Here is a 13,388-nt window from a genome sequence, read left to right on the forward strand (position 1 = left end):
CGGATATAATGTTTTAAGTAGGCGTTAATGACTCACTCCCTTCGAATGAACACAGCTTTGAAGTTCGCAATAGAGAACATAAGCACTCTGCATAAATTAAATTCACCAGTGCTTGCGTTTTCAATACACTTATGGTAATATGAGTATATTGAAATTGTGACCTGAGATTCGCATATTGTAGAGGGCTATTGTTTTAGGTTGAAATAACCTTGTGCAATATGTGAATTTTTATTTGTAAAAAATAAAGGTCATATAAATACATTTTGGAGGTAATTCCATGCAAACAGGTACAGTAAAATGGTTTAACGCAGAAAAAGGTTTTGGTTTCATCGAGGTTGAAGGTGGAAGCGACGTATTCGTACACTTCTCCGCAATCCAAGGCGACGGCTTCAAATCTTTGGACGAAGGCCAACGCGTAGAATTCAACGTAGTTGAAGGAAACCGTGGACCACAAGCTGAGAACGTTGTAAAACTGTAATTTAAAATTACAGCCTACTTCAGATGCCCCGAACATAGCGTTTGGGGCATTTGTTTTTATCTGTTCACAAGACCGTTTTTGAACTGATTACATCTTATCGCTTTATAAATCATGAAGAAAGAGGGATGTTTATGTACAATTCACGGAAAAAGCCAATGGATGAGATTCCTGAGGAAATTACAACTGTCTGGAATTGCGCCAGCGATACATGTAACGGCTGGATGCGGGATAACTTCGCTTTTTCTGTCGAGCCGACATGCCCCATTTGCGGTTCTGCCATGGTGAAGGGCGAGAAAAAGCTGGCAGTTTTAAATAATACGAGCTTCAATCATACCAAACAATCCTAAGCGGATAAATGTTTGTAGTGAAAGATGCCCCATAGCCATTAACGGCGCTGAGGCGTCTTTTTGTTTTTTATAAATATAAATTATACATAAGAATGAACAGGCTTTCAATTATGGTGTGTAGGATGGGGCTAGTATGCTCAGTAAGATAGAATTAAATTCAGGTAGCGCTTCGTAGAATACACCGTGGCCGCTACGTTCGAAAGGAATAAGCTTTGATCCGGCGATTCCTTTTTGAGTTTGGACAGCCAGGGGGAAAGGACAGACCCGATCCAGCTTGCCGTGTAGAATCCAAGTAGGCACGTGTATACATGGCAAATCAGGACGCAAATCAGAGTCACGTAGTGAATACAAAGTACAAGCCATGCTATGAACTGAAGCCGCAAAGCCCTGATCACGTAACCAGTCGCGTAAGCTCTGGCTGACGGGATTGGCAAACAACATTTCGCCAAAAGAAGTTACCAATTGTGGGCGATCTGTATAGGCTTGTTTGATGAGTTTATCTACCTCTGTGACAGGAGTACCATAAGGGAAGTCGCTGGTTGGCGTGAACCGGGGTGTAGCTGCTCCGATTAAGATCAACTGATTGACGCCAAATCCCCGGTGCCTGCTCATGTAGCGTGTGACTACAGCTCCCCCCATGGAAAAACCGATCAGCCGTACCTGATTTAACTGTAGCGCCTGCATAACAGCCAGCAGATCGTCCGCCAATCGATCATAATTGTATCCATGCCATGGTCGATCAGACTTGCCGAACCCCCTAAGATCAACCTGAATACAGCGATACCCGTAAGCAGGCAACAAGGCGACCTGGTATTCGTACATTCGGTGATCCAGCGGCCAGCCGTGCACCATCAGAACAGGGATGCCTTCTCCAATATCCTCGACATACAGCTTCACGCCGCGTTCCACCTCAATATAATATCCCATCGTGTTCACCCCTCTAGAAATCACGTCATTTCATTCTCTCTCACATATATGTAGCCAGGGCTTAGCTCATTCGAAAAAGGGATGAGTCTGTCACGATATAAGCATATAATATGTCAACAAATGTATGTCATCCTGTATAGGGATAGGATATAATTATGGAATGAAACAGCATCGGGAGAGTGGAACAATGACACCATCAAAAACATTAAAATGGATTACAGGCGGATTGGAGCTATTTTTAGCTATTCCCGTTTTGGGCGGGCTGCTCATCGTAAATTCCGCGTATACTATATTGTTCTTTATGCTGATTTTCCACATTGTTACGTTGGTGCTATCGGTGACGAATAGAGAGTCTTATTATGGATCTATTTTAGGGATCGTGACCTCGGTTATTGGATGGATTCCGATTGTGGGCTGGTTGATGCATTTGCTCTCAGGCATATTTTTGATGATTACCGCAGCCCAGCAGCCGCGTGATCAGTATCGTAATCGCAATCCTTATGATGATTATCGCTACTAGGGGATGTGTGGCGATGCAAAGATGAAAGATCCTGTTGAACAGGGTCTTTTTTTATTTATGAAATCTCCCCATGATGATGGTGTTGTAGTATTTGCCATCTGAAAGAACCTTATCGTTTTTTAATAACCCTTCGATTTCAAATCCATGTTTTTTATAAAGCTCAATGGCTTTATCATTCGTTTCCAAAACTTGTAGAGTTATTTTCTTGATGCCATTGGAGTCAGCCCAGGAAATAGATTTTTTTAAAAGATTCGTCCCGATCCCGTAACCCCAAAACTCCTTTAGTACACATACGCCGAATTCAACTTTATGAGAGAATCTGCTCAGAACATGGCCCTCACATCTTGAAAATCCGACGATTTTATCATGAACTACCGCAACTAAAAATAGGTTTCTGTTATTCTCTGTATCTGATTCAATGAGCTGTTCAAAACCGGATGTACTTATAAACGCTTCTCCCTTCTCTCTATCTAAATTTTCAGTTTCTCCATCAATCAGCAAGCGGATTTCAGACAAATTCTTCGCATCTTGAATTATGGCTGATCTGATCGTATAGCGCATTCCTTGCACATCAAATTCCTGTTGATTTATTTTCATTACATTCTCCTTATTATGAATTAGAGTGAAGAATACCTCTGGATCATGTTAGTCTACCACATATTATCTTGTTTACATGGCAAATAAGCCTGTCTCCTTCTGTTGTATCGCAGCAGGGGACAGGCTTATTGATTTCTCTATCCGTACAGGGAAGCCGGATGGAGATTTATTATACATGGGTGGATGTGTCAGATTAACAAATGGTTTTTATGAATGCGACTTATCGAGCTACAGCTTTTGGAAAACGGAAGTTGTGGCTATTTCTGCTTAGCAGAGGCTTTAGCTGCATTGGTTTTAGCAGGAGCCTTGGCTGCATCTCCTTGAGTAGGAGCTTTACCTGCATCCGCTTTACCGCCATCTACTGGTGGTTTGGATGGTTTCACGCCATTCACCATATCTGTCATCATTTGCTTCAGATTAGAGACACGTTGGTTATATTCGGTTGCCGTAATCTTGCCGTTTTGTTTTTCCGTAGCCAGTTTCGCTTTCATATCTGAAACCATTACATCAATAACGGAATTTACGCTCACGCCCTGTGCTTTGGCGATCGTAGCCAGGGATTTACCTGCTTTCAACTGTGTATCCAACTGAGTGGAGGATAATTTCAATAATTTCAGGAGAGCTTTGTTCTCAGCATAGTTACCTCCTGCGATTTTAGGGCCATTAGCATCGCCGGGATTCCCCTTAGGTGCCTGTGCTTTGTCTGCGATGGGAGCCTTCTCAGGTGTAGTTGAAGCAGCATGGGCTGCGCTTGTGGAGTACAGTGCCCCGCCTCCTAAAAATGCCAAGGCCATCGTTCCAGCCAAAATTGCTTTCTTGGTGCTCTTCATCTTCATTTTCCACCTTTCGGTTATGGTTTGCTTGGTACGTGATACATCATAAGGGATCAACTTGAATGCTATCTGAGCGCAAGCTGAGCATTTACTGAATGAAATTTGGGTGGCATGACTAAAATTTCAGCTAAATAAACTTGTATTACGTGTATTAAGTGATATAATACACTACAGGCACGATAGATGCAGCCGATTAGGGGGAAACACCCATGGAAGAACAACGGGTTGGCTCGTTTCGATTTTTAATTGACTTTAGCCAGCCATTATATGAACAAATATTAAATCAAGTACGAAGCTCCATTGCTAAAGGGGAGATCGAAATGGGAAGCAAAATGCCATCTGTTCGTGATTTGGCGCAGGAATTACGCATGAATCCGAATACCGTGATGCGGGCATATCAGGAGCTGGAGCGGGACGGATTGACTGAGAAGCGGCGCGGGTTAGGCACTTATGTTACTTCGTCCAGTGAACGGATTGCCAGCTTTCGGGAGCAATTGGCTACAACATATATAGATCAGTTTCTCGGACAGATGAGTAGCCTGGGGTTATCGTGGGAAGATGTACAGCAGTATATACGAAGCAAACAGGACGGAAATGGCAAGGAAGGAGGCGATAAGGCATGACGGAGTCTGTTGTGGTTGCGAATCATCTGGTGAAGCAATACGGCAGTAAAAAAGCACTGGATCAATTGGATGTCATCATTCCGGCAGGACGTATTGTAGGCGTGCTTGGACCCAATGGCTGTGGGAAGTCCAGCTTCTTTCGAGCAATCACCGGATTGATTCAGCCAGATGGGGGCGAGCTTCAGGTGTTGGGCCGACAGCCTGGTTGGAAAACCAACCGGGATATATCCTATCTTCCTGACCGGGCACGCTGGTACCCCAATCATACAGTTCAGCAGACGCTGGAATGGGGGAAGTCTTTTTTGCCTGGCTTCAATATAAAAGACGCGTATAAGCTTGCTGATCATATGGACGTCGAGCTGGAACTTAAAATGACTGGGCTGAGTCGCGGGCAGGAGGCACGTGTGCTACTGATTTTATGTCTGGCACGTGAGGTTCCACTCATGATCCTGGATGAACCGTTTGCGGGTATTGATGTTCTCTCTAGAGAGGCGATTGTAGCCGGGATTATTGATTATTTGGAGGGTCGGCAGCAGTCGATACTCATTAGCACGCATGATATTCAGGAAGTGGAAGGCTTGTTTGACTACACGGTCATGATGGACCGCGGACGGATCATATGGTCTGGTGATTCGGATGATCTGCGTGCAGAGCATGGCTCGCTGAATCAGGTGTTCCGCAATTTGTACAAAAAGGAGTGGAAGGCGTGAATTCATCAGGGCTGTTCAAAGATTTGATACGCCATGAATTTCGAAATAAAGGAAGCTGGAGAAAGCAGGGCCGCAATCGACTACCGAGATCGTGGAGACTCGTATATTTCTCATTATTTCTAATTGCGGCGTTCGCTATTTCCTTGTACTTCGCACTTCACAACCAGCTCGAATTAACAAGGCTGTGGTATGTCACCCTGGGCCTGCCGTACATGATCATTTTTATGGGTGTGGGAAGTTTGAGAAGAGAATGGGAAAATGACACCTACGGATGGTGGCTGACCCTTCCCTATCCGCGCATATGGCTGATTAGCGCCAAATGGATTGCGGCTATTTTACAAACCATGGTCGTAATATTGCTTCTGTTTGTGGTGGGTTCTCTGTACGCGTTGTTCATCTCATCAACCATACAGCCTTATACGTTTGCGGATGCAGCGTCTTTTATTGTAGCCGGATTGAACTGGTTTGTGATGATTATCGCCTTCACACCGTTGGTTATTGCGCTGGGTCTATTGACGGCCAGTACCAAATACAGCACCTTGCGGCCGCTTAACCCGATACTGTGGATTCTTTTGATGGGTGGCGGGAGTGTCTTTTATTGGTCAGGCGATCAGGGGCTTTATGAGCAGTTTGACCATGCTCAAACAGGACAATGGTTTCCATTTACCTGGCATTTCCCGATTGCGGTGTTGATGAGTTGGGTTGCTGCATATGTATTAATCCGCTTGAGCGCGTATTTGCTGGAGAAAAAACTGTCGATTTAGGCTAGCGTATCTACAGGATCTATGAGGAAGGAGTTACTACACCATGACGACGATATTTATATATGTATTGATGGCTGTTCTGGTGGGGCTGATGATCTGGTTAAGGACCAAGAGACGAAGGGGACCGGTAAAAGGAAATGGAATCCGGATTCTGCTCCCCTTGTTTATCGCTTTCCCGCTTATGATGATGTCTGTGTACCAATTAATGCATATTCCCGGTCAAACGTACGAGCTCCCCGCCTTTTGGGAACTGCTGGTTGCCGGGCTATTAGGGGCTCTGTTTGGCTATGTTATTTTGCTGCATACAGCGTATGAAAGACGGGATGATGGTCTTATTTATCCCAAGCCGAACCAATATTTTAAATATATTATTATCGCTATTATCTTGATTCGCGTCGTTTTGACTCAGTACCTCAGTAGTTTGGGTACGACCGAAATTAGCATGCTGGCAATTACGATGGCGCTGGTGTATATCTCAATCTGGCGAATCGGGAGCTTTATCAAGTTTCGGAGAACGTTATCCGTATAACAATAGCAATGGGGTTAACACAGCGGCTTACTATTCAAAAAGCGTTCATTCGCTTGGCGATAGGAGCCGCTTTTTTTGTGGTTTCATCATAAATTCATTTGTAAGACCATAAGCATACATTGTTATTAGTCCCCATATCCTTTATTCTAAGGCTGTAGCTTGCTGCATAACGGGCTATGCATATAGAATTTTGAAAGGAGGGGTATTGAGGTTTCAAGAGATTCAGATGAGGGTTAAAGATAAGGCAGGACGTGAAAAGTTCATTTTTTGTGATTAGGTGTAACTTAATTAGTTACATAAAAGGGAATTGTTTTCAATTTTCTATTTTTTTTATGTTGAGAGGGGCTTACATTCATGAAAAAACATACGGTTACTGCCGCACTCGCTGGCTTGCTCGTGCTATCTTCTGCTGTACCGGCCTTGGCGGCCGAAGCAAAACCCGCTACAGGTATTCAGGTTTGGGTAGATGGCAAGAAGGAGGCTTACAAAATTGCGCCTATCGTGAGAAATAAGCAGGTCTTAATTCCCTTGAGACAATTGGCCTCCAGTTTGGGGATTCCGCTGGATTCCAAGCATATTACGTTCAATACGGCGCGTCAAAGCACAACCATTCGTTATGACCAGGCGACGGTTGTACTGGTGTCAGGCAGCCCGGAAGCGCAAATCAACGGGATTAAGGTACCACTGTCCACCTCGACCATCTTGACTAAACAAGGGGTAACCTATGTACCGGTTGATGTCATAAAAGAAGCGTGGGGCAAGCAAGTGATTTGGGACCCGGCCAGCCAAACGGTACAAATCGGGGTGAGCAATAAGGATAAGGTCATTGAAATCGTGAAAAGCTTTGAAACCGGAGACACGAAAGCGGCCGAGACTTGGATCAGCAAGGATCAGTACATTCAGCACAATCTGAGCTTTGCTAGCGGAAGAGATGCGTTGCTGCAAGGGATTAGCCAGTCGAAGGGAGCCAATGTACAGGTTGAAATCCAACGTGTAATTCAGGATGGTAATTATGTAGCAGTTCATTATAAAGAGTCCATTGCAGGGAAAACGAGCATTGTTTTTGATATTTTCCGCTTCGATAGCAATGGTAAAATTGTTGAGCATTGGGACAATATGCAGGACTCGGCTCCAGCCAATCCAAGCGGACACACCATGATTGATGGAACAACACAGATCACGGATCTCAACCAAACTGAGACGAACAAAACACTGATCCGCAAGTTTGTGGATGATGTCCTGGTTGGCAAAAATCGTGCTGCATTGGAAAGCTACTATAACGGTGACCATTACATTCAGCATAATCCTCTTTTTGGTGACGGTGTATCCAATTTGAAACAAGCATTTTCCGCAGCGGGAAGCCAGGGTTCTCCCTTTGGATATGATCAGGTTCACATGGTCATTGGAGAAGGCAACTTTGTGCTGGTTGTGAGTGAATTGACATCGTCTAAGGGAACTTCAGCCGCTGTCTATGATCTGTTCCGGGTAGAGAACGGCAAGGTAGCGGAACATTGGGACGTAGTTCAGGAGGTTCCAGCTAAAACAGAGTGGAAAAATACAAACGGCAAGTTTTAAGAAAGTGCATTTGTGGTATGGCGTGATTGGCATGCTTTCCTAATCGTCCTCTTCCTGTTAAAATGATGCAAACTTATAACAGGAGGTTGGACGATGGAAGGCTTGAAGCAACGTGTGGGCTGCCTGCATGCACATCACTCGAACATAGCCTATGTGGAACGAGCTTTTGCTTCTTATGAGGTGGAGCTGATACATTTTGTGGACCCTGGGCTTATGCGCCGGATCTCGTCAGACCCGCATTTTTCTGCGGACGATGCCAGTCGCAAGGTAGAAGATCAACTGAGATGGATTGCTCAAAGCGATATAGACGTTATTTTGATAACGTGCACGAATTATATCGTTTTGGCAGAAAAAGCTCAATTGACCCTGTCTACACCAGTAATTGCGCTGGATGAGCCCTTTTTTCATGAGATATGCGATGATTTGCTGCCACGGACCTTGGTATTCACGAATCCGGCTACTGTAGAGGGAACGATGAAGCGTCTTTATCATACGGCTGCTCTGTTAGGCAAACCAGATATCTCTTCTTGGATAGAGGTTAAGGTGGTGGAGGACGCTTTTGAACTGATTATGCAGGGACGTGAAGACGAGTATAAGGAATTGCTGGTTCGTTCGCTGTATGAGCTAAGGGAGGCTGATCCAAGCAGAGGGCTGGCTGTAGCACAGTTGTCTATGGTTGATGCTGCGTTACAGGTGGAGCTGGAGACGGGGCAAACGATTGGTAATCCCTTACGGTCGTTGTCGAATTCAATTGAGGATTTGTTAAGTTAAATAAGTATAACCAAAAGAACTTCCACCCCGTGTTTTGGGCCTGTGGAAGTTCTTTTTTTTGGGAGGAGGCTGGCGAGCAGGTTACTTCTACGCTGTTCATCACAGATTCTGTTGATCTTGGGTGATGAATGCTGCGCCTGCCGATTCTCTTTGGACAAGCGTAACGTATAAACGTTCATGCTCCACGTCTTCCCCAGCAATGATTTTGAGAACTTGTTCGGCAGCTACAGCGCCCCATTTACGCTTGGAATAGTCAATCGTTGTCAGACGGGGCTGAATATATTGCGCCAGCTCGATATTATCAAAGCCGACGATATGAATATCCTTGCCAATCGTCAGCTCTGACTGAGCCATTCGATTGTACAAGCCCACTGCCATTTCATCATTGAGACAAAATACGGCTACAGGTTCCGAATCCGGGCTAACGTGTTGCTGCAAAATGATCTCAGCCGCCTGTTCACCGCCCGATTTCTCAAAATCGCCGTCAATTTCGATCATTTCAGCCACGCCGCTACGCTCAATGGTCTGCTTGACCGCCTGCATCCGTTGCCATGAATCGTAAGAACCTTCTGGTCCGGTAACCACATATAGCTTACGGTGTCCCAATTCCAATAAATGTTCGATTGCGAGAGCGGCGCCCGCTTTGTTATCCAGCAGCACCTGGTTAATGTTAGGATGATTCAGTTCACGGTCCAACACGACAATTTTATGTCCTCGCTCGGCGTAGTTCAGTAGCTCCTGACTATCAAACGTCTGATCCAGCACAATGGCGCCGTCGATCATGCGTTCCGGCAGCATTCGGTGAGACTGCTTACCGCTGCATACGATGAGATCATAGCCCTTGCGGTTCAAAATTTCCTTGATGCCATACAGTAAATCTCCATAAACGTCTCCACGGAAATCAGTTAGGAAAACGCCAATAATTTTGGTCTGCCTTTTCTTGAGATTACGTGCGGCGGCATTGGGCACATAGTTAAGCTCTTTGGCAATGGCTAAAATACGTGCGCAAGTTTCTTCTGTTACCTTATCGCTACCATTCAAGGCATATGAAACGGTAGATATGGAAACGCCCGCCTGTTTGGCGATATCTTTAATGCTGACCACATCGTCACCTCCTTGTCGTCCATCTTATAATTGCTATTGTATATTCATTATTAACCACATATCTATTCCAAATGTCGTAGTCCTACACATAAGCAGCAAAGGGCGATCCCGCAAGATCGCCATCCCTTTGTTGCCTATACCAGATTTAGCATTAAAAACGCTTTATAAAATAATCTCCAGACGGTGTACACCGTCATGTTCTGCCAAGGCTTGCTCGAAAATCTCGCGTTTGATGCGCAAGGCACCGGAGCGGTAGCGATTATCATCGGCTGGCACGCTTTCCAGTGGTGTTCCGTTCAATACTGTACGGCCCTGCTCACCGCCAGTATGCTCTTGCAGCATGCGGTAGACGAAGGTAATTGGTTTTCCTGCAAAGGAAAATTCAAATTCCAATCCGTCGAGATGATCCGGCAGCACGGGGTCTAGGATCAGATCTTCGCCCGACTGACGAACACCAAGGACGTTCGATATGAGCTGATTCATATAGATTCCTGGACCACTGGAATAGATTCTCCAGCCGCCCTTGACGGGTACGGCTCCTTCACGCAGTTCACCAAACCGTTCCTGTGCTTCATAGCGGGTATTAAATTTACCATCCGAGCTGCTGAAATAGGCGTTACTTTGGCGCCATTCGGCATTCGGTACGGACGCACGGATGCCGACCGGATTGATGAGCTTCAAGCTGTGCCAAGCGTCATCCTTGCGTCCCAATTTGGCCATCGCTTCCGCAAAGCGGATATGGGCATGCACATATTGCAGCCCGACCTCACGTCCGAAGTTGGCCGCTTGCTCTGCACGTTTGAAGTGCGAGCTCACACCGCCATCATACTGTGCAGGGCGGTTCATCAGACGCACGCCATCCGGGCAGAGGAACTGCTCACGGATGAGTTGCTCATGAGTTAATGCTTGCTCAGGCGTGAGCAGCTGGCTGATCATGCTGCGTGTCATCGGCAGCAACCGATAATGGATTCCTGTCTCGGTGTCAGACGGATGGAGCATCAGCTTAGGTTGGCCGGGCTCTTCCATATACACGAAGCCCGGAATAATTCCGCTCTCCAGCATGTAGCGGTTAAAGTCTTTACGGATGCCATTGGCCATCTGATGTAGATCTTGTGCGATCTTGTCGGCTTCACTTACTACACCTGCGGGGGCCTGCTCCAAAGCAGCAGCAAAGTTACTAATAACTTGGTAGGTGAGTGCAACCGTCCAGCTGCTCGCCATGTATTGCTTCAGCTGAGCATTGGCTGGTTGGAGGGTATCATCCCAATCGCCGTCGCCATAGGCCGACAAATACGTATCATGGAGGAAATTCTCGCGAATATATTCGATTTCCTTCAGGGCATGTTCCATGAGAGTCGCGGTCTGCTTGGTATAATCGAAAGTATGCCGATGGGTGTAAGGCACATTTTCTCCCAGAATACTGTAATCACGGGTAGCGGTCAAATAATCGCCCAGTACCTTGAGCGGCCAGACGATAATATCTCCATGGCTTTCTTCTTGCTGCACGTGAGTATAGTTGTCAAACATAAACCATTGCGGCCAGTTTCCGCTGTCCTCGTACTGATGGCTGAAAACAGTCAGCAAAATGGAACGGACCTCATCGAACTTTTGCATAGCTGAGAAATATTCCACAGGCCCCTGACACACATCACGTGTTCCCCAGGCTGCACCGCCGTATTGTTCCAGACCGTGAGGCACAGAGTAGTGAACGAGCATATTGTGGGTGTACCACCAAGCCACTGCGTTCACACGGAATAGCTCGCTCGTTTCGTGTTGACCCAGCGACAGATGGAAACCGTTCATAAGCTCGGCAAAATATGCCCGATAGCGCTCGCACTCATCTTCAAAGGAAGCGTGACGCTCTTTGTGCGCTGATTCTTGCCCAGCTGAAAGCCCATTCAGCCAACCCTGCACGGTGCAGGTCCATTCGCTGCTGTCACCCAGCTCCAGCACAACCAGAGACGCATCAGGAGAAGCTTTCCCCTGTAGCAGTGCGTGAGCGTCGCTCACATGCTGTAATGGAGCGCCCTCTATGTGCATTCGGTACAGCAGGTCTGGATAGGCTTCGGCACTCAGGGAAGCAGAGTCTGCCCGGAAGAGTAGGGCGTCACCTTCACGTTCCATATGAAACGGGAGCTCATATTCGTTCACATGCATAGACATTTGCTGAGTGATGAGGAACGGATAGGTTTTGCCACTCGCCGCACGCATGTGAAGCCGCACTTCTGGGCTATCGACATTCGTATGGTTTGTAATAATGAATGTATCGTCAGCCGTTTTGTAATACCAGCGCACATAATTGAAGCCAATCTCGAACAGGGAAGGCATCGTGAGCAGGCGGTATTTCCCTTGGATTCCGACATAAATACGTTGACCGGATGTCTTGGGAATATTGAGCGCATTACGCGCGTTGGTAATCATTTTGTTGAAATTTGTATTGCCGATTACGAGTTGGGAATTGAACACCCCGTACATATAGGAGGTGGTTGTAATGGTTTCTTCCTTACCTCCTGAGTAATGCCCACCCATTAAAATGTGCCCATGGGGACGCTCTACACGAAGCTCTTTGGATTTGAGTACGACATGCTCATAGCTGTCCGTGAAAAAGGAAAGTAGTTCATCGCCATCCCGTTCTTCTTCCTGCCGTTTGGGGAAAAGTTGATCCACTTCGGCATCGGTCAAGTCCAATGTACGCAGCGGCTCACCGATGGTTTGAGCTGGAGCCACACGCCCTGCCTGAAGATCACTTGCCGCGCGTACCGGTATGTTGGTCTCGGAAGCGTCTACTAGAATGGCAGCTACTTCGTCACGTGCTTTTGTCACCAGTTCCTGATACTCCAGCTTTGTCACTGCGGCTGGATGATTGGGCTGGAACAGACCGTAAAAAGTAAAGCGAGCTTCCCCAGCCAGTTTCACCCGCTCAGATTGCAACGCGGTATAGGCGAATTCGTATTGGTACACTTCATTGGCGAGCGAATCGCGACGGAGTGCTTCCGGCTCATTCGTTTCTTTGTACGAAAGTCCAAAGAACTGAAATCCGTCAGTCGAGTAACCAACAGTGCGGGTTAACGAGCCTTGTTGAATGTATGGGAATGCCTGACTTTGAGGCTGGTTTTGACGTGAGCAAACGGTATAGCCTCTTTGTTCATCATGATACACGGTGTGGTCAATATATTGAGATAAATAAGCTTCATTACTGCGCACAGCAGCGGTATCGGCAATGCCGATATCCTGACCGTACACGACATCTGCTTCCACGTCATCGCCCTGTAGGGTTACATCCCAGAACCATACTCCCAGGCGGCTTAGCGTGAAGGTCACCTGATAGCCTACACCAGCGGTGAAACCTTCCCAAATAATCTGCTGATCCGTTTGTCGGATTACTCCCGGTGAGCGAACCCCAAGCAGGGGAGTGATACTTACACCGGACGGACGGTACAATCTCAAGTACAGATTGTTCAAGGAACCGTCGACTGAATTGGTCAACAGTTGGTTGATCATCGTTGAGCCGTGGGCGATCTTATACACATCACCACTGCTCAAGAAGGTAAAAGACAGGTCGCCGGCCCGCAGCAAAATATTTTGATCCAGACTTGTATTCATCATAGGG

The 13,388-nt window shown here is 46.5% G+C and carries 14 protein-coding genes; 9 read left to right on the forward strand and 5 right to left on the reverse strand.

What is annotated here, in order from left to right:
- The first annotated feature begins 277 nt into the window (after positions 1-277).
- On the forward strand, positions 278-478 hold the full coding sequence (gene cspD / locus ACL9RM_RS18770) for a cold-shock protein CspD (RefSeq protein ID WP_013308356.1): 201 nt from the start codon (positions 278-280) through the stop codon (positions 476-478).
- Positions 479-609: 131 nt separating this feature from the next.
- A complete protein-coding gene (locus tag ACL9RM_RS18775) occupies positions 610-825 on the forward strand; it encodes a cold-shock protein (RefSeq protein ID WP_013308357.1) in 216 nt (71 codons plus the stop codon).
- A gap of 108 nt (positions 826-933) precedes the next feature.
- On the opposite strand, the gene ACL9RM_RS18780 is transcribed toward ACL9RM_RS18775, so the two are convergent.
- Complete coding sequence (locus ACL9RM_RS18780) at positions 934-1,752, reverse strand: alpha/beta fold hydrolase (RefSeq protein ID WP_235306975.1); 819 nt, start codon at positions 1,750-1,752, stop codon at positions 934-936.
- Between the two features lie 187 nt (positions 1,753-1,939).
- Between ACL9RM_RS18780 and ACL9RM_RS18785 the strand changes: the two genes are divergently transcribed.
- Positions 1,940-2,272 (forward strand): hypothetical protein, encoded by a 333-nt coding sequence (locus tag ACL9RM_RS18785; protein ID WP_061830729.1) that lies wholly within the window; start codon positions 1,940-1,942, stop codon positions 2,270-2,272.
- A 51-nt stretch (positions 2,273-2,323) separates the two neighbouring features.
- Here the strand turns inward: ACL9RM_RS18785 and ACL9RM_RS18790 are convergent, their stop codons facing one another.
- Positions 2,324-2,869, reverse strand: a complete 546-nt coding sequence (locus ACL9RM_RS18790) for a GNAT family N-acetyltransferase (protein ID WP_250267218.1) — start codon at positions 2,867-2,869, stop codon at positions 2,324-2,326.
- A gap of 257 nt (positions 2,870-3,126) precedes the next feature.
- Positions 3,127-3,699 (reverse strand): hypothetical protein, encoded by a 573-nt coding sequence (locus ACL9RM_RS18795; RefSeq protein WP_250267219.1) that lies wholly within the window; start codon positions 3,697-3,699, stop codon positions 3,127-3,129.
- A gap of 212 nt (positions 3,700-3,911) precedes the next feature.
- On the opposite strand from ACL9RM_RS18795, the gene ACL9RM_RS18800 reads away from it, so the two are divergent.
- The 6 genes from ACL9RM_RS18800 (at position 3,912) to ACL9RM_RS18825 (ending at position 8,674) form a co-directional block, all read left to right on the forward strand.
- Positions 3,912-4,325: a GntR family transcriptional regulator gene (locus ACL9RM_RS18800; RefSeq protein WP_414126439.1), complete on the forward strand. Its 414-nt coding sequence runs from the start codon at positions 3,912-3,914 to the stop codon at positions 4,323-4,325.
- Entirely contained in the window at positions 4,322-5,035 is a 714-nt protein-coding gene (locus ACL9RM_RS18805) for an ABC transporter ATP-binding protein (RefSeq protein WP_414126440.1), read from the forward strand. The genes ACL9RM_RS18800 and ACL9RM_RS18805 overlap by 4 nt, the downstream gene beginning before the upstream one ends.
- Positions 5,032-5,799, forward strand: a complete 768-nt coding sequence (locus ACL9RM_RS18810; protein ID WP_209949939.1) for an ABC-2 transporter permease — start codon at positions 5,032-5,034, stop codon at positions 5,797-5,799. Before ACL9RM_RS18805 ends, ACL9RM_RS18810 begins: the two co-directional genes overlap by 4 nt.
- A 43-nt stretch (positions 5,800-5,842) precedes the next feature.
- Positions 5,843-6,328 (forward strand): cytochrome c biogenesis protein CcdC, encoded by a 486-nt coding sequence (locus tag ACL9RM_RS18815; RefSeq protein WP_235306981.1) that lies wholly within the window; start codon positions 5,843-5,845, stop codon positions 6,326-6,328.
- Between the two features lie 354 nt (positions 6,329-6,682).
- Positions 6,683-7,903, forward strand: a complete 1,221-nt coding sequence (locus ACL9RM_RS18820; RefSeq protein ID WP_250267221.1) for a stalk domain-containing protein — start codon at positions 6,683-6,685, stop codon at positions 7,901-7,903.
- A gap of 93 nt (positions 7,904-7,996) precedes the next feature.
- Positions 7,997-8,674: a hypothetical protein gene (locus ACL9RM_RS18825; protein ID WP_250267222.1), complete on the forward strand. Its 678-nt coding sequence runs from the start codon at positions 7,997-7,999 to the stop codon at positions 8,672-8,674.
- A 99-nt stretch (positions 8,675-8,773) separates the two neighbouring features.
- Here the strand turns inward: ACL9RM_RS18825 and ACL9RM_RS18830 are convergent, their stop codons facing one another.
- Both ACL9RM_RS18830 and ACL9RM_RS18835 read right to left on the reverse strand, forming a co-directional pair.
- Complete coding sequence (locus ACL9RM_RS18830) at positions 8,774-9,778, reverse strand: LacI family DNA-binding transcriptional regulator (protein ID WP_235306984.1); 1,005 nt, start codon at positions 9,776-9,778, stop codon at positions 8,774-8,776.
- Positions 9,779-9,940: 162 nt separating this feature from the next.
- Positions 9,941-13,381 (reverse strand): GH36-type glycosyl hydrolase domain-containing protein, encoded by a 3,441-nt coding sequence (locus ACL9RM_RS18835; RefSeq protein ID WP_235308312.1) that lies wholly within the window; start codon positions 13,379-13,381, stop codon positions 9,941-9,943.
- Positions 13,382-13,388: the final 7 nt, after the last annotated feature.

This window comes from Paenibacillus sp. S29, from assembly GCF_049319765.1.
Classification (GTDB): domain Bacteria; phylum Bacillota; class Bacilli; order Paenibacillales; family Paenibacillaceae; genus Paenibacillus; species Paenibacillus polymyxa_B.

Bases quoted from the DNA above. Each gene is read 5' to 3' on its own strand.
- ACL9RM_RS18815 (WP_235306981.1), top strand. From the start codon at position 5,843: ATGACGACGATATTTATATATGTATTGATGGCTGTTCTGGTGGGGCTG.
- ACL9RM_RS18805 (WP_414126440.1), top strand. From the start codon at position 4,322: ATGACGGAGTCTGTTGTGGTTGCGAATCATCTGGTGAAGCAATACGGC.
- ACL9RM_RS18790 (WP_250267218.1), bottom strand. From the start codon at position 2,869: ATGAAAATAAATCAACAGGAATTTGATGTGCAAGGAATGCGCTATACG.
- ACL9RM_RS18785 (WP_061830729.1), top strand. From the start codon at position 1,940: ATGACACCATCAAAAACATTAAAATGGATTACAGGCGGATTGGAGCTA.
- ACL9RM_RS18800 (WP_414126439.1), top strand. From the start codon at position 3,912: ATGGAAGAACAACGGGTTGGCTCGTTTCGATTTTTAATTGACTTTAGC.
- ACL9RM_RS18795 (WP_250267219.1), bottom strand. From the start codon at position 3,699: ATGAAGAGCACCAAGAAAGCAATTTTGGCTGGAACGATGGCCTTGGCA.
- ACL9RM_RS18780 (WP_235306975.1), bottom strand. From the start codon at position 1,752: ATGGGATATTATATTGAGGTGGAACGCGGCGTGAAGCTGTATGTCGAG.
- ACL9RM_RS18820 (WP_250267221.1), top strand. From the start codon at position 6,683: ATGAAAAAACATACGGTTACTGCCGCACTCGCTGGCTTGCTCGTGCTA.
- cspD (WP_013308356.1), top strand. From the start codon at position 278: ATGCAAACAGGTACAGTAAAATGGTTTAACGCAGAAAAAGGTTTTGGT.
- ACL9RM_RS18825 (WP_250267222.1), top strand. From the start codon at position 7,997: ATGGAAGGCTTGAAGCAACGTGTGGGCTGCCTGCATGCACATCACTCG.
- ACL9RM_RS18835 (WP_235308312.1), bottom strand. From the start codon at position 13,381: ATGAATACAAGTCTGGATCAAAATATTTTGCTGCGGGCCGGCGACCTG.
- ACL9RM_RS18775 (WP_013308357.1), top strand. From the start codon at position 610: ATGTACAATTCACGGAAAAAGCCAATGGATGAGATTCCTGAGGAAATT.